This is a genomic window from Nocardiopsis gilva YIM 90087 (assembly GCF_002263495.1).
GTDB classification, from domain to species: Bacteria; Actinomycetota; Actinomycetes; order Streptosporangiales; family Streptosporangiaceae; genus Nocardiopsis_C; species Nocardiopsis_C gilva.
Genome location: NZ_CP022753.1, coordinates 5,607,523 through 5,625,690, shown reverse-complemented (window position 1 = coordinate 5,625,690; position 18,168 = coordinate 5,607,523). Strand labels below are relative to the sequence as shown.

Annotated in this window: 18 protein-coding genes; 8 read left to right on the top strand and 10 right to left on the bottom strand. The window is 70.3% G+C overall.

The window, feature by feature from the left end:
• Window positions 1-161: 161 nt before the first annotated feature.
• The 6 genes from CDO52_RS24520 (at window position 162) to CDO52_RS24495 (ending at window position 7,588) form a co-directional block, all read left to right on the top strand.
• Window positions 162-2,762, top strand: a complete 2,601-nt coding sequence (locus tag CDO52_RS24520; protein ID WP_269769206.1) for a phosphoenolpyruvate carboxylase — start codon at window positions 162-164, stop codon at window positions 2,760-2,762.
• 117 nt (window positions 2,763-2,879) lie between these two features.
• On the top strand, window positions 2,880-3,761 hold the full coding sequence (locus tag CDO52_RS24515; RefSeq protein ID WP_017618820.1) for a biotin--[acetyl-CoA-carboxylase] ligase: 882 nt from the start codon (window positions 2,880-2,882) through the stop codon (window positions 3,759-3,761).
• 198 nt (window positions 3,762-3,959) lie between these two features.
• The gene (locus CDO52_RS24510; protein WP_017618819.1) at window positions 3,960-4,520 is read left to right on the top strand and encodes a PH domain-containing protein; all 561 of its coding nucleotides are present in this window, start codon (window positions 3,960-3,962) and stop codon (window positions 4,518-4,520) included.
• A 191-nt stretch (window positions 4,521-4,711) separates the two neighbouring features.
• Window positions 4,712-5,719 (top strand): adenylate/guanylate cyclase domain-containing protein, encoded by a 1,008-nt coding sequence (locus tag CDO52_RS24505; RefSeq protein WP_017618818.1) that lies wholly within the window; start codon window positions 4,712-4,714, stop codon window positions 5,717-5,719.
• Window positions 5,720-5,860: 141 nt separating this feature from the next.
• Window positions 5,861-6,946: an S-(hydroxymethyl)mycothiol dehydrogenase gene (locus CDO52_RS24500; protein ID WP_017618817.1), complete on the top strand. Its 1,086-nt coding sequence runs from the start codon at window positions 5,861-5,863 to the stop codon at window positions 6,944-6,946.
• Window positions 6,947-7,588, top strand: a complete 642-nt coding sequence (locus CDO52_RS24495) for an MBL fold metallo-hydrolase (RefSeq protein WP_017618816.1) — start codon at window positions 6,947-6,949, stop codon at window positions 7,586-7,588. It begins immediately after the preceding gene.
• 46 nt (window positions 7,589-7,634) lie between these two features.
• On the opposite strand, the gene CDO52_RS24490 is transcribed toward CDO52_RS24495, so the two are convergent.
• From CDO52_RS24490 to CDO52_RS24480, 3 genes are all read right to left on the bottom strand, one after another.
• Window positions 7,635-8,921, bottom strand: a complete 1,287-nt coding sequence (locus CDO52_RS24490) for an ATP-binding protein (RefSeq protein WP_033300260.1) — start codon at window positions 8,919-8,921, stop codon at window positions 7,635-7,637.
• A 74-nt stretch (window positions 8,922-8,995) separates the two neighbouring features.
• The gene (locus tag CDO52_RS24485) at window positions 8,996-9,664 is read right to left on the bottom strand and encodes a response regulator transcription factor (protein WP_017618814.1); all 669 of its coding nucleotides are present in this window, start codon (window positions 9,662-9,664) and stop codon (window positions 8,996-8,998) included.
• 191 nt (window positions 9,665-9,855) lie between these two features.
• Window positions 9,856-10,347 carry a GtrA family protein gene (locus CDO52_RS24480; RefSeq protein WP_017618813.1) on the bottom strand — a complete coding sequence of 164 codons (492 nt, stop codon included), beginning with the start codon at window positions 10,345-10,347 and terminating at the stop codon, window positions 9,856-9,858.
• Window positions 10,348-10,459: 112 nt separating this feature from the next.
• On the opposite strand from CDO52_RS24480, the gene CDO52_RS24475 reads away from it, so the two are divergent.
• Window positions 10,460-11,617, top strand: coding sequence for a 5-(carboxyamino)imidazole ribonucleotide synthase (locus CDO52_RS24475; RefSeq protein WP_033300258.1), 1,158 nt, complete (start codon window positions 10,460-10,462; stop codon window positions 11,615-11,617).
• Window positions 11,614-12,144: a 5-(carboxyamino)imidazole ribonucleotide mutase gene (purE, locus tag CDO52_RS24470; protein WP_017618811.1), complete on the top strand. Its 531-nt coding sequence runs from the start codon at window positions 11,614-11,616 to the stop codon at window positions 12,142-12,144. Before CDO52_RS24475 ends, purE begins: the two co-directional genes overlap by 4 nt.
• Before the next feature lie 72 nt (window positions 12,145-12,216).
• Here purE and CDO52_RS24465 read toward each other — a convergent pair whose 3' ends face one another.
• The 7 genes from CDO52_RS24465 to CDO52_RS24435 all read right to left on the bottom strand — a co-directional run bounded on the left by CDO52_RS24465 (window position 12,217) and on the right by CDO52_RS24435 (window position 18,098).
• Window positions 12,217-12,459, bottom strand: coding sequence for a helix-turn-helix domain-containing protein (locus CDO52_RS24465; protein ID WP_017618810.1), 243 nt, complete (start codon window positions 12,457-12,459; stop codon window positions 12,217-12,219).
• Window positions 12,459-13,037: a DUF2975 domain-containing protein gene (locus CDO52_RS24460; protein WP_157745701.1), complete on the bottom strand. Its 579-nt coding sequence runs from the start codon at window positions 13,035-13,037 to the stop codon at window positions 12,459-12,461. Before CDO52_RS24460 ends, CDO52_RS24465 begins: the two co-directional genes overlap by 1 nt.
• 173 nt (window positions 13,038-13,210) lie before the next feature.
• On the bottom strand, window positions 13,211-13,702 hold the full coding sequence (locus CDO52_RS24455; protein ID WP_017618808.1) for a type III secretion system chaperone family protein: 492 nt from the start codon (window positions 13,700-13,702) through the stop codon (window positions 13,211-13,213).
• Window positions 13,703-13,977: 275 nt separating this feature from the next.
• Window positions 13,978-14,415, bottom strand: a complete 438-nt coding sequence (locus CDO52_RS24450) for a CoA-binding protein (RefSeq protein ID WP_017618807.1) — start codon at window positions 14,413-14,415, stop codon at window positions 13,978-13,980.
• A 35-nt stretch (window positions 14,416-14,450) separates the two neighbouring features.
• On the bottom strand, window positions 14,451-15,407 hold the full coding sequence (gene sph, locus CDO52_RS24445; RefSeq protein ID WP_017618806.1) for a sphingomyelin phosphodiesterase: 957 nt from the start codon (window positions 15,405-15,407) through the stop codon (window positions 14,451-14,453).
• Window positions 15,408-15,535: 128 nt separating this feature from the next.
• Window positions 15,536-16,903: a UDP-glucose dehydrogenase family protein gene (locus tag CDO52_RS24440; RefSeq protein WP_017618805.1), complete on the bottom strand. Its 1,368-nt coding sequence runs from the start codon at window positions 16,901-16,903 to the stop codon at window positions 15,536-15,538.
• Between the two features lie 466 nt (window positions 16,904-17,369).
• Window positions 17,370-18,098 carry an ABC transporter permease family protein gene (locus tag CDO52_RS24435; protein WP_086003431.1) on the bottom strand — a complete coding sequence of 243 codons (729 nt, stop codon included), beginning with the start codon at window positions 18,096-18,098 and terminating at the stop codon, window positions 17,370-17,372.
• Window positions 18,099-18,168 lie beyond the last annotated feature (70 nt).

Here is an 18,168-nt window from a genome sequence, read left to right as displayed (position 1 = left end):
AACTCCCGTCGGCCTCGACCGCCCTCGGAGCTTCCGCAAAGCTCCGCACCCATGCCAAAGTGGAGTTATGTGACCCCCGCCTCTCAATGGTTCAGACCAATCTGGGTAGGGTTTCGCACATGACTGCGGTAAGCGCGGAGCGCGACAGTGCTCGCCAGGAGATGCCCGACCAGCTGCGCGGCGACGTCCGCCTGCTGGGCGAGATGCTCGGCACCGTTCTCGCGGAGAGCGGTGGAGAAGACCTGCTGGCCGACGTCGAGCGGCTGCGCCGGGCCGTCATCGGCGCCCGGGACGGCTCGGTCACCGGAGAGGAGATCACCCGGCTGGTGGCCTCGTGGCCGCTGGAACGGGCCAAGCAGGTGGCGCGGGCCTTCACGGTCTACTTCCACCTCGCCAACCTCTCCGAGGAACACCAGCGCATGCGCGCCCTGCGCGAGCGCGACGACGCCGACAACCCGCCGCGGGAGTCGCTGGCCGCCGCCGTCCGCGGGGTCCGCGAGGACTGCGGCGAGGAGCGGCTGCGCGAGTTCATCGAGGGCATGGAGTTCCATCCGGTCCTGACCGCCCACCCCACCGAGGCGCGGCGCCGCGCGGTCTCCACCGCGATCCTGCGCATCAGCGGCCACCTGGAGGAGCTGCACGCCGCCCACCCCGGCAGCTCCGCCGAAGCCGAGGCGCACCGCCGCATGCTGGAGGAGATCGACCTCCTCTGGCGCACCTCCCAGCTGCGCTACACCAAGCTCGACCCGCTCGACGAGGTCCGCACGGCCATGGCCGCCTTCGAAGAGTCGATCTTCCAGGTGGTCCCGGAGGTCTACCGCGCGTTGGACACCGCCATCGACCCCAACGACTCCGGTCGCCGGCCCACGAACGCCAAGGCCTTCGTGCGCTACGGGAGCTGGATCGGCGGCGACCGTGACGGCAACCCCTTCGTCACGCACGAGATCACCCGCGAGGCGATCTCCATCCAGTCCGAGTACGTGCTGCGCGCTCTGGAGAACATGTGCGGCCACGTCGGGCGGACGCTGACCCTGTACAGCAACCTGACCCCGGCCGCCCCGGAGCTGAGCGACCTGCTCGCCACCGCGCAGGCCGGCTACCCGCAGGTGGTGAGCAGGATCGCGAAGCGCTCACCCAACGAGCCGCACCGGCAGATGCTGCTGTTCGCCACCGAACGGCTGCGCGCGACCCGCGAGCGCGACGCGGACCTCGCCTACCGGGGGCCCGAGGAGTTCCTGAACGACCTGCGCACCGTGCAGCGCTCGCTGTCCGCCGCCGGAGCGGACCGGCAGGCCAACGGCGAGCTGCAGCACCTCATCTGGCAGGCGGAGACCTTCGGGTTCCACCTGGCCGAGCTGGAGATCCGGCAGCACAGCGAGGTGCACGCCCGGGCGCTGGAGGAGGTCCGCGCCGGGGGCGAACTCTCGGAGAAGACCCAGGAGGTGCTGGCCACCCTGCGCGTCGTCTCCTGGATCCAGGACCGGTTCGGCGTGGACGCCTGCCGCCGCTACATCGTCAGCTTCACCCGGTCGGCGGACGACATCGCCGCCGTCTACGAGCTGGCCGCCCACGCCCTTCCCGAGGACCGGATCCCGGTGCTCGACGTGATCCCGCTGTTCGAGACCGGCGCCGACCTGGAGGCGTCGCCGACCGTCCTCGACGGCATGCTGCGGCTGCCCGAGATGCGCCGCCGACTGGAGCAGACCGACCGCCGGATGGAGGTCATGCTCGGCTACAGCGACTCCGCCAAGGACGTCGGGCCCGTCAGCGCGACGCTGCGGCTCTACGACGCCCAGGCCGAACTCGCCGCGTGGGCCGAGCGCAACGACATCAAGCTCACCCTGTTCCACGGGCGCGGCGGCTCCCTGGGCCGCGGCGGCGGCCCGGCCAGCCGGGCGCTGCTCGCCCAGGCCCCCGGCTCGGTGGCCGGGCGGTTCAAGGTGACGGAGCAGGGCGAGGTCATCTTCGCCCGCTACGGGCAGAAGGCCATCGCCCGGCGGCACATCGAGCAGGTGGGGCACGCGGTGCTCATGGCCTCCACCCCGACGGTGCAGGAGCGGGCCACCGAGGCGGCGGCCAAGTACCGGAAGGTGGCCGACGGTATCGCGTCCGCCGCGCACGATGCCTACCGTGCGCTCATCGACACCGACGGGTTCGCCGAGTGGTTCTCCCGGGTCAGCCCGTTGGAGGAGCTCGGCGAGCTGCGCCTCGGGTCGCGTCCCGCGCGCCGCAGCGCCGCTCGCGGCCTGGACGACCTGCGCGCGATTCCGTGGGTGTTCGCCTGGACCCAGACCCGGGTCAACCTGCCGGGCTGGTTCGGTCTGGGCACCGGCCTGGCGTCGATCGACGACATCGACGCGCTGCGCGCCGCCTACAACGAGTGGCCGCTGTTCTCCTCGTTGCTCGACAACGCCGAGATGAGTCTGGCCAAGACCGACCGGACCATCGCCGAGCGCTATCTGGCCCTCGGCGGCCGTCCCGAGCTGACCGAGCTGGTGCTCGCCGAGTACGACCGCACCAGCGAGCGCGTGCTGGCGGTGACGGGGCACACGCGTCTCCTGGAGAACCGCCGCGTTCTCTCCCGCGCGGTCGACCTGCGCAACCCCTACGTCGACGCCCTCTCCCACCTGCAGCTGCGCGCCCTGGAAGCCCTGCGCGGGCCTGAGGCCGAGTCGCTGAGCGACGAGGACCACGGCCACCTGGAGCGTCTGCTGCTGCTGTCGGTCAACGGTGTCGCCGCCGGGCTGCAGAACACCGGCTGACGGCCCCACCTCGGGGCCGCGGCCGTCGGCTGTCCCGCCTCCGCAGGACGGAGGCGGGACAGCCGCGTGTTGGCGCAAAGCCCCCGTGGCCGGGAGAAGCGGAGATACATTGAGCCCATGACCGGCGAATCTCCCTTTACCGACCTTGACCGTCCCCCACTGCGGGAGATCGCGCTCCAGCGCGTGCTCGTGCGCCCCGGCGGGCTGTGGACCGGCATCGAGGTGGTGCCTGAGCTGGGGTCCACCAACACCGAACTGGTGCGTCGCGCGCGGGACGGAGCGCCCGAAGGGACGGTACTGGTCACCGAGCACCAGACCGCGGGGCGCGGGCGCCTGGACCGGACGTTCGAGACTCCGGCGCGCGCCGCGCTGACCTTCTCGGTGCTGGTCCGCCCGGATGTCCCGGTGAGCCGCCTGGGATGGCTGCCGCTGCTCATGGGCGTGGCGGCGGTGCACGGGGTGCGCCGTATCGGGGAACTGCCCGCCTCGCTGAAGTGGCCGAACGACGTCCTCTCCCGGGGCGTCGACGGTGAGGGAACCGAACGCAAACTGGCCGGGATCCTCTCCGAGGCGGCGTTCCCCGCCGAAGGTCCGGCCTCCGGTGAGCGGCCCGCGGTCGTCATCGGCATGGGGCTCAACGTCCTGCAACGGCGCGACGAGCTGCCGGTCGATTCCGCGACCTCCCTCGCGGCCGACGGGGCACCCGTCACCGACCGCGATCCGCTGCTGCGGGCGGTTCTGCGCGGCTTCGCCGAGCTCTACACCGCGTGGGTCGACCACGGGGGCGACGCCGAGGCGAGCGGACTCGCCGAGGAGTACCGGAGCCGCTGCGGCACGATCGGGGGGCTCGTCCGGGTCCACCTTCCGGGCGAGAGGACCACCGAGGGCAAGGCCACCGGGATCGACGCCGAGGGCCGCCTGCTGGTGCGCACCGGCGCCGGGGGCGAGGAGGCGCTGAGCGCCGGGGACGTCGTGCACGTCCGCCCCGCGACGGAGTAGGCGGGGATCCGCGGCATCGGCCGGGTGTGCCGAATCGGGTGTGTCCGTGCAGGTGAGCCGGTCATGGGAGGGGCGTCGCACCGTCATGTCCGCCCCCCCTTTCCCTCAGCGCGAAAATCGGGTAAAGCGGACATGAACCCACAAGTGCCCGGGATGTCCCCGGCACGCTGAGCGGGGTCCTGTGCAAGGATCGCTCCCATGGCTACCGCGGACCGCTACCTCGCCAAAGGCGAAGAGCTGGTGCATGTCACCCGCCAACACTGGACGACGGTGCTGGCGGAGTTCTTCGCGCTGATCGTCGTCATCGCCGTCGCCGCAGGGCTGCTGTGGCTCCTGCCCGAAGGCGAGGACTGGACGCCGTGGGTGAGCTATGTGATCATCCTGGTGGCCGTCATCGCCGCGATCGTGTTCTGGCTCGTGCCCACGCTGAAGTGGTGGACCACGCTCTACATCCTGACCAGCCGGCGGCTGATGTACCGCTACGGCCTGCTCTCCAAGCACGGCCGCGACATTCCCCTGACCCGCGTCAACGACGTCACCTTCAGCATCTCGCTGTGGGAGCGCGTCATGCGCTCCGGCAACCTGTCCGTCCAGTCGGCCTCCGAGCAGGAGGGCATGGAGTTGCGCAAGGTCCCGCGGGCGGAGTGGCTGCAGGGCGAGATCTACCGGCAGGTCGAGGAGGCCATGCGGCGTTCCTCCCCGCCCGGCCCCTCCGGCGCTGCGGGCCCGTCCGGCCCGTCCACGCCGCACGAGCCGTGACCTCGGCGGCACGGGCACGCCATGCGGCCGAGCGGTACCGCCGCGTCCCCACCAGCGCGTCCGGTTTCTTGACGAGCGTGGCATCCGCGTACTAAACCGACAGTCACATGCACGTGACAGTGCCTTTCCAACCGGCCGGTAGGAGGAGAATCCCCCGCCCCCCCGCACCGGCCTCGAACACGAGAGAATGTATGCCGTCGCGTCCTGACCCCAAGGAGATCGAAGCCGCCCTGCTCGGAGGTGAAGCGCGGTATACCCGTGCGGAGGCGGTTCGGCTCGCCGGCGCCTCACCGGAGTTCTCCAGCCGCGTCTGGCGGGCGCTGGGCTTCGCCACTCGCAGTGAGGACGCCATCGCCTTCACCGAAAGCGACGTCGAGGCGTTGCGCGTCACCTCCCGGCTGCTGGAGAACGGCGTCGTCGACGAGGAGGCCGCCATCCGGCTGGCCCGCGCCATGGGCCAGACCATGACCCGGCTCGCCGAGTGGCAGACCAGCATCCTGAGCACCATCCCGCTGGAGCAGGAGGGCGCCTCCGACGAGGACCGGCTGAACACCCTGGCCAGCATCGCCGAGGGCGTGCTGCCCGACGTCGAAGTCCTGCTCCTGCACATCTGGCGGCGCCAGCTCGCCGCCTCGGCCGCGCGCCGAGTGGCGTTCATGGAGAGCACGGAGGACGCCGCGCCCACCTACTTCCCGCTCGCGGTGGGCTTCGCCGACCTGGTGTCGTTCACGACGCTGAGCCGGGAACTCGACGAGATGGGGCTGGCTGAGGTCGTCGAGGGCTTCGAGTCCACGGCCACCGACATCGTCGCCTCCGGAGGCGGTCGGGTGGTCAAGACGCTGGGCGACGAGATCCTGTTCGTCGCCAACACCGCGAAGCAGTCGGCGGAGATCGCGCTGCGGCTCAGCGTCGGGGTCACCACCCACATCGACGTGCCCGATGTGCGCGTGGGGGTGGCCTACGGCCCCGTCCTGGCACTGCTCGGCGACGTCTTCGGCACCACGGTGAACCGGTCCAGCCGACTCACCTCCTTCGCCCGGCCGGGAACCGTCCTGATCGACGAGGCGCTCGCCGAGCTGCTCAAGGACGAGGAGTCCCTGCAGGTCGAGCCGGTCCGCCCACGGCACGCCCACGGACTGGGCAAGCTGCAGCCCTACGCGCTGCGCCGCACCTTCGAACCGGTCCGTCCACAGGGCTGAGCGCCCTGTCGCGGGACGGATGCCTCTCGCTGACCAAAGTCCTTTCCTCCGGCGCGGTCATCCGGCATGTTGGAGGGCAGCGGCGGGGGTCACCCTGCGCGCGGAAGAGAGTCCTCCTGAGCCAGGTGTGAGGAGCCATCCATGGCGCATGAAGTCAGGGCAGTCGTCTCCCGGAAGCAGGGCGCGCCGGTCGGGGTGGAGACCATCGTCGTCCCTGATCCGGGGCCTGGGGAGGCGCTGGTCGCCGTCCAGGCGTGCGGGGTCTGCCACACCGACCTGCACTACCGGCAGGGCGGGATCACCGACGAGTTCCCCTTCCTCCTCGGACACGAGGCGGCGGGTGTCGTGGAGGCGGTGGGGGCAGACGTCACCGAGGTCGAGCCCGGCGACTTCGTCGTCCTCAACTGGCGCGCCGTCTGCGGCCAGTGCCGGGCCTGCCGGCGCGGGCGTGCCCAGTACTGCTTCGCCACGCACAACGCGACGCAGAAGATGACGCTGACCGACGGCACCGAGCTGTCCCCGGCACTGGGCATCGGCGCGTTCGCCGACAAGACCCTCGTGGCCGCCGGTCAGTGCACCAAGGTCGCCCCCGCGGCCGAAGCCGCCGTCGCCGGACTGCTGGGGTGCGGCGTCATGGCCGGGCTGGGGGCCGCGATGAACACCGGCGGGGTGTCCCGCGGCGACTCCGTGGCCGTCATCGGCTGCGGTGGCGTGGGCGACGCCGCGATCGCCGGAGCACGGCTGGCGGGCGCGGCCACGATCATCGCCGTCGACGTCGACGACCGCAAGCTCCAATGGGCCTCGGAGTTCGGCGCCACCCACACCGTCAACTCCCGCGAGCGCGCCCCGGTCGAGGCGATCCGGGAGCTCACCGGCGGCAACGGCGCCGACGTCGTCATCGACGCGGTGGGCCGCCCGGAGACCTACCGGCAGGCGTTCTACGCCCGGGACCTCGCCGGGACCGCCGTCCTGGTCGGCGTCCCCACCCCGGATATGAAAATCGAGCTGCCGCTGCTCGATGTGTTCGGTCGCGGCGGCGCGCTGAAGTCATCCTGGTACGGCGACTGTCTGCCGTCCCGCGATTTCCCGATGCTGGTCGATCTCTACCTGCAGGGCCGCCTCCCGCTGGAGCGGTTCGTATCGGAGCGGATCGGCCTGGACGATGTCGAGGAGGCGTTCGCCAAGATGCATCGCGGCGAGGTGCTGCGCTCGGTGGTGACCCTCTAGATGACCGACACGAATCCGTCCGCCGTCCACAAGCTCGTCACCTCGGGCACGTTCACGCTCGACGGCGGCGAGTGGGACGTCGACAACAACGTGTGGATCGTGGGCAACGACCGCTCGGCCATCGTGATCGACGCCGCACACGACCACGAGGCGATCGCCCGCGCGCTGGGCGACCGCGAGCTGATGGCCATCGTGTGCACGCACGCGCACAACGACCACATCAACGCGGCGGCCCAGCTGGCCGACCTCGCCGACGCTCCGATCCTGCTGCATCCGGACGACGCGCCGCTGTGGCACATGTACTACCCGGACCGCGAGCCCGACGCCCCACTGCTGCAGGGAGAACTGCTGCGGGCCGGTGATGTCGAGCTGAAGGTGCTGCACACGCCGGGACACGCGCCCGGGGCGGTCTGCCTGTACGCGGCGGAGCTGGGCGCGGTCTTCACCGGCGACACCCTGTTCAACGGCGGGCCGGGTGCCACCGGCCGCTCGTACTCCGACTTCCCGCAGATCATCTCCTCGATCAAGGAGCGGCTGATTCCGCTGCCGGAGGAGACGGTGGTCCACCCCGGGCACGGGGCGTCCACGACCATCGGGGAGGAGGCTCCGCACCTGCAGGAGTGGATCGAGCGGGGCTACTGACCCGACCGCGGGGTGGCCGGGCGCGTTCGATCCTCCGGCCACCACCTCACACCGGTCCGGTGATCTTGGACAGGCCGTTGGCCCCGGAGGGCAGGAACAGCGCGAACGTGGTCGGCCGGGTCTGGATGAGCTCGATCCGGGCGCCCTCGGACTCGGCGATGTGGCGGGCCAGGGCCAGCCCGAGTCCGGTGCCGTCGCCGCCGCTGACCTCCCGGTCGAAGATGCGCCCGGAGAGGTGGTCGGGGATGCTCTCGCCCTCGTCGCTCACCTCGATGCGCACCGAGTGGCCGCCGTCGACCGGGCGGACGACGACCGTGCCCTCCCCGTGCTTGAAGGCGTTCTCCACGAGCGTCGCGAGGATCTGCGACAGGTCGGAGGGCACGGTCATGGCGGTCAGCCCGCGCTCCCCGTCCAGCCGCAGTTCGCGGTTCTCCCTGCGGAACATGGGCGTCCACTCCGCGACGAACCGATCCAGCACGTCGTCGATGTCGACGGCCTCGACCTCGGGGTTCTGGGTCTTGCGGGCGCGGCCGAGCAGGTTTTCGATGGTCTCCACGAGCCGTTCGGCCTGGGCGAGGGCGGCCTCGCCCTCCTCGCGCACCACGTCGGGGTTGTCGGCCTCGGCGATGATCTCGTCCAGGCGCATGGTCAGCGCCGTCAGCGGGGTGCGCAGCTGGTGCGAGGCGTCGGTCGCGAAGTGCCGCTCGGTGGCGATGAGCCCCGCGATGCGCTCGGCACTGCGGTCCAGCACCTCGGCGACCCGGTCGGCCTCGGGGATGCCGTACCGGTGTCCCCAGGGCGTGGCCACCCCCGAGCCGAGCCGCTCCGCGGTCGCGGCGAGGTCGACCAGAGGGAGGGTCAGTCGCCGCGCCTGGAGCATCGCCAGGCCTCCGGCGAGGCCAATGGCCAGGAGTGACAGCGCGGCGATACCCAGCCAGGCGTTGAGGATGCTCTCCTGCACGGAGCTCGAGTCGCGCCAGATCGTGATCTCGATGCCCGTCGCCGATACCGATTCGGCCCGCATCGTGTCCGGGGCGTCCTCCGACCGCGGGTCGACATCCCAGCCGCCGGCGATAATGGGCGCCCTCGCCCCGGGGATGACGATCTCGATGTGGCGCTTCGGGTAGATCGAGGCGAACTGGTCCCGGTCGATCCGGCCCGTGTCCTCCAGCTGCGAGTCGATGTCCGACCCGATGATGTCGGCCTCCCGCTGCAGCTGCCGGATGTTCTCGTCATAGACCGACTTGTAGGTCAGCGCACCCAGGGGCAGGCCGAGCAGCATCACCGCGATGACCGTCACCACCAGCGTGGAGAACAGCATCCGCCTGCGCATGTCACTCCTTGTCCGCGCGGCCTGCGGGAGCCCATCGCGAGCTCATCCGCGGGGATATCGCGGCGCAGGTCGGCTTATTCGCGTTCGAACCGGAAGCCGACACCCCGGACGGTCGTGATGTAGGACGGGTGGTTGGCGTCGTCCCCGAGTTTGCGGCGCAGCCAGGAGATGTGCATGTCCAGTGTCTTCGTGGACCCCCACCAGTTGGTGTCCCACACCTCGCGCATGATCTGCTCGCGCGTGACGACCTTTCCAGCGTCGCGCACGAGGACCCGGAGCAGGTCGAATTCCTTGGTGGTGAGTTGCAGTTCGCGATCGCCGAGCCAGGCGCGGCGGGAGTCGTTGTCGATGCGCACACCGTGCACGACGGGCACCTCGGCCCCGCCACGCCGCAGTAGGGCGCGCACGCGGGCCAGTAGCTCCGCGAGCCGGAATGGTTTGGTCACGTAATCGTCGGCACCGGCGTCGAGGCCGACAACAGTGTCGACCTCATCGGCGCGCGCGGTCAGGATCAGGATCGGTGTGCCGTGGCCTTCGGCGCGTAGGCGCCGAGCCACTTCCAGCCCATCCATTTCGGGCAGGCCAAGATCGAGGACCATCAGATCGATGTCCCCGCCTCGAGCACGGTCGAGGGTTTCGGTGCCGTTGACGGTCACGTCCACCGTGTACCCCTCGCGCCGCAGAGCGCGGGCCAGAGGCTCGGAGATCGAGGTATCGTCTTCGGCCAGCAAAACGCAGGTCATGTACCTGATCGTAAGTCGAGTCGCGGGGATTTCCCTATTATGCGCGCCGAACGGCTCTCGTGTGGCCGAAAATACCCACCCGCGCATAGCCGACATACCCGGCGAACCGGGATACTTGACGATTCCTTGGCTAAAATTTGCCGACAATATACGGACAGAACGGAATTTGAGCAGGCCCGTTGGCCAGACCCTCACCCCTGTGCCGCGGTCTCCTTCACGCGATCCTCGGCCCGCGCGACGCGGACGGCCGCCTCGGCGGGGAAGACCCAGAGGCGGTAGCTCCAGAAGCGGAAGAGGGTGCCCAGGCCGACGCCGATGATGTTGCCGGAGATGTTGCGGGCCAGCGGACTGTCGAGGCCGAGGAGGCCGACGGTGGTCCAGACGCAGCCGAGTTGGATCAGCAGGCCCACGCCGTTCATGATGAAGAACAGGACGTATTCGCGGGCGAGTCCGGTGCGGGCCCGGGTGTTGAAGGTCCAGTGGCGGTGGCCGAGGAAGGCCGCGATGGTGGCGAGGATGGTGCCGATGGCCTGGCCCGCCAGGGCGGACACGCCGAACACCGTCCACAGCAGGTTGGTGGTGGAGAGCTGCACCACAAAGGCCAGGGCGCCGACGGTGCCGAACTTGGCGAGTTCGTGGATGAGTTGGGAGAACCGCTGATAGAGGGCGGTGGCGATGCGCAAGGGGCGTTCCGATCCAGGTCCGGGTCGGTCACTAGACTTCCGGGGGTGCCAAGGGAGGCCTCCTGGCAGCCTACGGCCCCTCCCGCAGCGGTGATCGAACGAGTGAGGCATTGTGAGCGAGCGTAATCGGACCGTCCCCAGCGTTGGAATGGTCGGCGGTGGCCAACTCGCCCGGATGACCCACCAGGCGGGGATCGCCCTGGGCGTGGACTTCCGGGTCCTGGCGGCCTCCGCGTCCGACAGTGCGGCGCTGGTCTGCGGTGACGTGCACATCGGCGACGACCGTGGCCGGGACGACCTGCTCGCGTTCGGCAAGTCCTGCGATGTCCTCACCTTCGACCACGAGCACGTGCCGGACCCCGTGCTGCGCGACCTGGAGGCCTCGGGCGTGGTCGTCCGTCCCAGCCGGGACGCTCTGCGCTACGCCCAGGACAAGCTGCGCATGCGCACCCGCACGGAGGAACTCGGCGCCCCCTGCCCGCGCTGGCGTGCGGTGACCACGGTCGCCCAGATCGAGTCGTTCGCCGAGGAAACGGGCTGGCCGGTCGTCCTCAAGGCGGCACGCGGCGGCTACGACGGCAAGGGCGTGTGGATCGTCGACGACGCCACCGAAGCCCTCACCGTCCTGGAACGCGCGGCCGAGGCCGGGGTGCGGCTGCTGGCGGAGGAGAAGGTGGCCTTCCGGCGCGAGCTGGCGGTGCAGGTCGCGCGCTCGCCCTACGGTCAGGTCGCCGTCTATCCGGTGGTCGAGACGGTGCAGCGTGACGGCATCTGCCACGAGGTCATCGCGCCCGCCCCCGGCCTTGACGAGGACAAGGCCACCCGCGCCCAGGAACTGGCGATCGAGCTCGCCCAGGCGCTCGACATGGTGGGCATGCTGGCCGTGGAGCTCTTCGAGACCGCCGACGGCGTCGTCATCAACGAACTGGCGATGCGCCCGCACAACTCCGGCCACTGGACCATGGACGGCGCCCGCACCTGCCAGTTCGAGCAGCACCTGCGCGCCGTCCTGGACCTGCCGCTGGGCTCGCCGTCCCCCACCGCCCCCTACACGGTGATGGCCAACCTGCTCGGCGGACGGGACCCCGACGTCTACAGCCGCTACATTCATGTCATGGCCAAGGACCCCGGGCTCAAGGTGCACTTCTACGGCAAGGAGGTCCGCCCCGGCCGCAAGATCGGACACGTCAACGTGGCCGGCGATGACTACCAGGACCTGCTCGCCCGCGCCCGTGACGCCGCCGCCTACCTCAAGGGAGACTCCCAGTGACCGAGACCGCGCCGACCGTCGGCATCGTGATGGGCAGCGACTCCGACTGGCCCGTCATGGAGGAGGCGGCCAAAGCACTGGACGAGTTCGGGATCGCCTACGAGGCTGATGTCGTCTCGGCCCACCGCATGCCGCACGAGATGATCGCCTACGGCGCACAGGCGGCCGACCGCGGTCTCAAGGCCATCATCGCCGGAGCGGGCGGCGCCGCCCACCTGCCCGGCATGCTCGCCTCGGTCACCACCCTGCCGGTCATCGGTGTCCCGGTCCCGCTCAAGTACCTCGACGGCATGGACTCGCTGCTGTCCATCGTCCAGATGCCCGCCGGTGTCCCGGTCGCCACGGTCGCGGTCGGCGCGGCCCGCAACGCCGGTCTGCTCGCGGTCCGCATGCTGGCCGCCCACGACACCGACCTGCGCGACAAGATGGCCAAGTTCCAGGAGGACCTCAAGGCCCAGGCCGAAGCCAAGGGCGAACGCCTGCGCCGCCAGGTCACCGGCAGCAACTCCATGGGCTTCGGCGTCTGACGGGAGACGGGATGGAGGTCCGGCGGTCTGATGCCGCCGGACGCCAATGCTCACCGGCGGGGCGCCGGGCCCTCAGGCGTGGTTCCGGTACTCGATGAGGTCCCCGGGCTGGCACCCGAGTGCCGCGCAGATGCGGGCCAGGGTGGAGAAGCGGATCGCCTTGGCCCGGCCGTTCTTCAGGATGGACAGGTTGACCACGGTTACGCCCACGCGTCGGGAGAGCTCAGCCAGGGTTATGCCGCGGTCGGCCAGCACGTCGTCAAGCCGGACGACGATCCCCTGCGCCGCTGGGTCGTCGTTCTCCGCGGGCGCCATCAGATCGTTCCCTCCACATCTTCGCGTAGACGGACTCCGTGCCGGATGATCTCGGATACGGCCAGCATGCCGAACCCGATCACGATCTCCGGCGCTGGGAACGTGAACGACCAGCTGAAGGCGACGTGCTCGTCCGGAAGCACACTCCTGAGCAGCAGCGCGTCCGTGACCGCCACGATAAGGGCGTGGGCTAGGCCGCCGAATATGGCGAGGTAGCCCACGTAGCGCAGCCGGGTGGCGACGGTGAGCGTGAACGGCCCCTCCCGCATAGCCGCCCGGAGCGCGCGGCGCAGGATGACCGCCCCGGCCAGTACGAACAGCAGGCCCGACACCGGGGTGAGCACAGACAGCGCCGTCTGAGCAGCGGTGCTGGCGGGCATGCGCACGCTCACGTCGCCGTCGAACTCGGCTCCGGGTGCGAGCGCGTCGGGGGCGGCCCGTAGGCCCTCGATCAAGTGGGCCGGGACGTGGGCCTCGAAGCTCAGCCCGTTGGGGCGGAGGCCGGTCGCGCTGATTACGGCCAAGAGCACCGTCACGGCCAGCATGACCACGCCGAGACCGATAGCGATGTCGGTCATCGTCGACAGTGAGCCGAGCCACGATTTCGATCGTTGCGCGGGGGCCGGGGCCATCGGATCTCCTCGGCATATCGTTTATCGTTGCTATCGAAGAACGATAGTATTGAAAAACGATATGTCAAGAGCCGTGGTGCGTCGCGGTCCGTCCTGCCGGGGTGGGTGTCCCCTCGCCCTCAGCGTCCCCAGTGGGCCCAGACGTCGGCCGGGACGTGGGAGATCAGCCGGGTGAGGGCGTCGAGGCGGGGTTCGATGTCTTGGGGGCCGCCGCCCGCCGCGGTGCAGATCAGCAGGTCGCGGTCGAGCACGAGGTCGGTGAAGCCGTTCTCGCGGATGTCGTCGCGGACGTCGTCGGAGAGCAGTTCCACGGCGAAGTCCGCCTCCGGACTCTCCGCGTAGAGGTCGTGCCCGGTATCGCCGGGGCCGCGGACGTAGAGGTAGGGCACCTCGACCGGGATGCGCACGGCGCAGACCGAGAGGGTGCGCCATGGGGCGCGGGCCGAGTCGCGGTGGATGTAGTCGAAGAACCGGAACGCGCGTCCCCGGTAGCTGCCGGTGACCTCGTCGCGTACGCGGCCCAGCGGTCCCGGTGGCAGGGCCGTGCGCGGCCAGCCCTGGATCGCGGGGGTGTCGCGCTCGACGTAGGTCCAGCCGTGTTCGCGCGCCACTCTCTGTCGGTGCTCGGCGCGGTTCCTTTGCTCCGGTGTCCGATCATCGTCCGGGGACCCGCCACCCGCGGGGGGCGCGGTGGACTCGCCGTCCGCAGCGGGCTGCGGGGGCTTCGGGCCGAATATGCGGAGAAGCCGGGAACGTCGCATGTCCATGCCTCTACCCCACGTGAGCCGCCGCGAATCGACGCAGAGCAGGTGGGGTGTACGGCGGAGCGAGAACGCGAAGCCGGCACGGCGACGGGTGCGTCCCGCCATTCCCCGCCGGGCGCGGATCAGCCCAGAAGCCGGGGCCATTCGATGGCGGGGCAGTGGTCCATCACCATGGTCCGTCCGGCGTCGCGCACCCGCTGGGCCGCCGCGTGGTCGATGACCCCGAGCTGGAACCAGACCGTCGTGATGTCGTCGCGGGCGAGCGCCTCGTCGGCGACGCCGCCCGCGTCCTCCGATCGGCGGAACACGTCGGCCACGTCGATCTCGAAGGGGATGTCGGCGAGCGAGGCGTAGCCTCGCTCGCCGTGCACGGTGGCGGCCGTGGGATGCACCGGGACGATGCGCTTGCCGTGCGCCTGCAGGAACCTGGCGACGCCGTAGGCGGGGCGGCGGGGGTTGTTCCCGAGGCCGACGACCGCCCAGACCTCGCTCTCCCGCAGGATGCGGCGGATCACGTCATCGCTGACGTCGTCGCCGTTGGCGTGGCTGCTGTTGCTCATGGTCCGATTGTGCCCATTCCCCGGCCGCGCAGAGGTCAGGCCGTGCCGCCGAACACGGGGTAGTGGTCGGAGTAGTCGGTGTAGGTGTACTCCTTGCCCCAGGAACTGACCGTCCAGGGTTCGCTCTTCACCGCACGCGTCTCGTTGCGGAAGGACTGCGGCGCGGCCCCGTTGCGGATGGGCAGGACGTAGTCGAGGTGCTCGGGGTCGTAGCCCGGGTACTGGTCCGCGGCGACCGAGTTGGTCGAGGGGTCCCACGAGTACTCGGCCCCGCTGAAGTCGGGAGCGACGGCGTCGAGTGCCTCGACCGCCTCCTCGTACTCGGTGGAGCCGCCGATGATGTTGAGGTCACCGGCCAGGTAGACCTGCTCGTCGTCGGGGATCTGCTTGCGGTCCAGGAAGGAGCGGATCTGGGCGAGCTGCTCGGAGCGGATACGCGCGGCCTGGCCGCTGGTGCAGGCACTGTCCTCGGACTGCATGTGCGTACCGACGACGTGCAGCGGGCCGTCCGGGGTCTCGATCTCGGCGTAGGCGAAACCCTTGTTGGAGAACCAGTCGGAGCCGCAGGACGAGGAGTAGATGTGCTGCTCCTTGCGGACGATCGGCCACACGCTGTGGACGCTTACGCCACCGTTGGTCGTGGTCTCGTCCCGGTACCCGGTGGTCTCGTCCCAGCCCGACCGGGACCGGCCGACGACGGGGGTGCCGTAGGGGTGCGTCTCGGAGATGGCCGCCCGCAGCCGGTCGGCGCTGGAGTTGTCGAACAGTTCCTGGAAGACGACCACGTCCTGGTCGGCGACGACGCCGTCGTCGGCGATGAGGTCGGCGCGCTTGTCCTGGCCCCAGTTCGGATACAGGGCCTTGGGGAGGAAGAAGACGTTGTACGTGGCGATCGTGGGGGAGGGCCTGCTATCGGCTGCTGCTGGTGCGATCCCGGTGAGGCCGGAGATCGCGAGAACGGTCAGCAGGACGGAGGCTATTCGCTTGTACATAGGTGCCCATATTGGGCGTATTGGGACAATTTGGGGTTACTGGGGGGTAGCGAAACGGCGGCGACCCGCTGTCGGGCCGCCGCCGAAAGGTCCTGCTGTGTCGGCGATGTGGACGCGTGGCGTCCTGGCTAGGGGCGTCCGAGGGCGCGGTAGGTCCAGCCCCGGGCGCGCCAGTGGGTCGGGTCCAGCGCGTTGCGGCCGTCCACGATGTGCGGCTCGGCCACCATCTTGGCCAGCTCATCCGGGTCGGCGTCGCGGAACTCGGCCCAGTCGGTCAGCAGCAGCACGACCTCCGCGTCACGCACCGCCTCCAGCATCGAGTGCGCGTAGTTCAGCTCCGGGTGCACCTGCCGCGCGTTGTCCAGAGCCTCGGGGTCGTACACCGTCACCGTCGCCCCCAGGGAGGAGATCGTGGACGCGACGTCCAGCGCGGGCGAGTCGCGGATGTCGTCCGAGTTGGGTTTGAACGACGCCCCCAGCACACCGACCGTGCGCCCGGCGAACCCCCCGCCGATCAGCGTGCGCGCGATGTCGATGGTGCGCGCCCGGCGCCGCTGGTTGATGGCGTCGACCTCGCGCAGGAACGACAGCGCGGGCTCCACGCCCAGCTCGTCGGCGCGGGCCATGAACGCGCGGATGTCCTTGGGCAGACACCCGCCGCCGAAGCCCAGGCCCGGCCCGAGGAACTTGCCGCCGATCCGGTCGTCGTACGACAGCGCCTGGGCCAGCTGCATGACGTCGGCGCCCGCGGCCTCCGAGACCTCGGCCATGGCGTTGATGAAGGAGATCTTGGTAGCGAGGAAGGCGTTGGCGGCGACCTTGACCAGTTCGGCGGTCTGCAGGTCGGTGACCAGGAACGGGATGTTCTGCTCGATCTGCGCGGCGGAGATCTCGCGCATGGCGGCCTCGACGCGGGGCGAGTCGGTGCCGATCACGATCCGGTTGGGGCGCAGCGTGTCCTCCACGCCGAAGCCCTCGCGCAGGAACTCCGGGCTCCACCCCACCTCGACGCCGTCGCCGGCTGGAGCCAGGGTCTGCAGCCGGGCCGCGCTGCAGGCGGCGGTGCCCACCGGCACGGTGGACTTGCCGATCACGACCGTCGGACGGGCCAACCGGGGCCCCAGGGACTCGACGGCCGATTCGACGTAGGTGAGGTCGGCGGCGTTGGAGTCGCCGCGCTGCGGCGTGCCCACGCAGATGAAGTGGACGTCGGCGAACTCGGCGACCTCGTCGTAGGAGGTGGTGAACCGCAGTCGGCCGTTGGCCAGGTTGCGGGTCAGGACCTCCTCCAGGCCGGGCTCGTAGAAGGGGAGCTGGCCGGAGGACAGGGCGTCGATCTTGGCTTGGTCCACGTCGAGGCCCAGCACGTCGAAGCCGAGTTCGGCCATGCAGGCGGCGTGTGTGGCACCCAGGTATCCCGTCCCGATGACCGAGATCCTGCTGGGGCCCGTCCGCGTGGGCTCAGCGCCGCTGACCCGCTGCTTGTCTGCGACCAATGGTCCAAGTTCCTCTCTCGACTGCTGCCGCGTTCACGCCCTTCGTGCGTGTTCGATCGCCTGGGTGCGCTCAGGTGAACCGGCCTTGGCATGGTAGTACCGGTGCGACGCCTGATGGGCCTGGGGATGAGCGGTCCCCGGGCCGTATTGGGGGAGCGGTGTCACGTGGTGGGGCGGGGTGTCAGCGATGGTGTTCCGCGGTCGGTCGATTTCCCGCATTGTGCGTCCCTGAGCGCCGCCGATCGGTTGCGTCCGTTAGTTCTCACATAGCCGTAGGACGCGCCCGGTACAACCCGTAGGAGATCTCAAGACGGTATGGATGGCGCACGGGGATGCGTGGTTCGTCATCTCGTGCGATGAATTGTGGCAGTTCGGGGGTGCGTCGTCGAGCCCGAGGTTACCTGTGGGTAGGCGCGCAACGCCCCGGTGGCAGGGCGAGTCGTGACGGCCCGCCCTGGTGCGGCGGTCAGGGGCGGTCGCCCCTGCCGAACAGGCGGGTGCGCGACGTGGACTCCGGCGGCGTCTCCTCATCGGGCTCCGCCGCGCCGGTCGCGGAGTTCCGGCGGAACGGAAGGGTCGTCTTGGCATCTCCGCCGGCATCGGCATGGGGCGACGGCGGCGGAATCGGCACATCGGACTCCAGCGCGCCCGGCCCGGAGTGGCCGAGGCCCGCCGCGCCTGTGCCGGGCTCTGTGTCCCGGGCATGGCGGCCGGGGCCGTGCGGACCCGGAGCGGATCCGGGCTCGTCCGCGGGGGCGGCCGGTGCCACCGGCACGGACTCCGGCGCCGCGGACCGCCGCCAGCGCGAGGGCGCCAGTGCGGAGATGAAGAGCAGGGTGCCCAGTGGAAGCGCGATCGGCAGCGCCGCACCCACGGGGTGCATGAAGGTGCCCTGGTCGATCCATCCGGACAGAACGGCGTTGGCCGAGGCGGGGTTCACCACCGGCCACAGGTAGAAGGCCAGGATCAGTCCGCCGGAGACGAGCGCCGCCAGGGGCGACATCCGCGTACCGGCGAGGAACCCGCAGATCACCCCGACGAGCATCAGCACGCCGACCGCGGGCAACACCATTGGGGCTCCGAAGCCCTCCCCTCGCAGGACCGGTTCGATGGCGGTGGCCGCCCACGCGACGCCCAGCCACAGCAGGGGAGCGACGATCAGACCGATCACCAGCCCGATCAGGTGGCGCAACATGAGGCCTCCTCGCGGCTCGGTACCTGGCCCCGTCCCAATTCGGCCTAGGGCCTTCAGGATACCGGCGCGC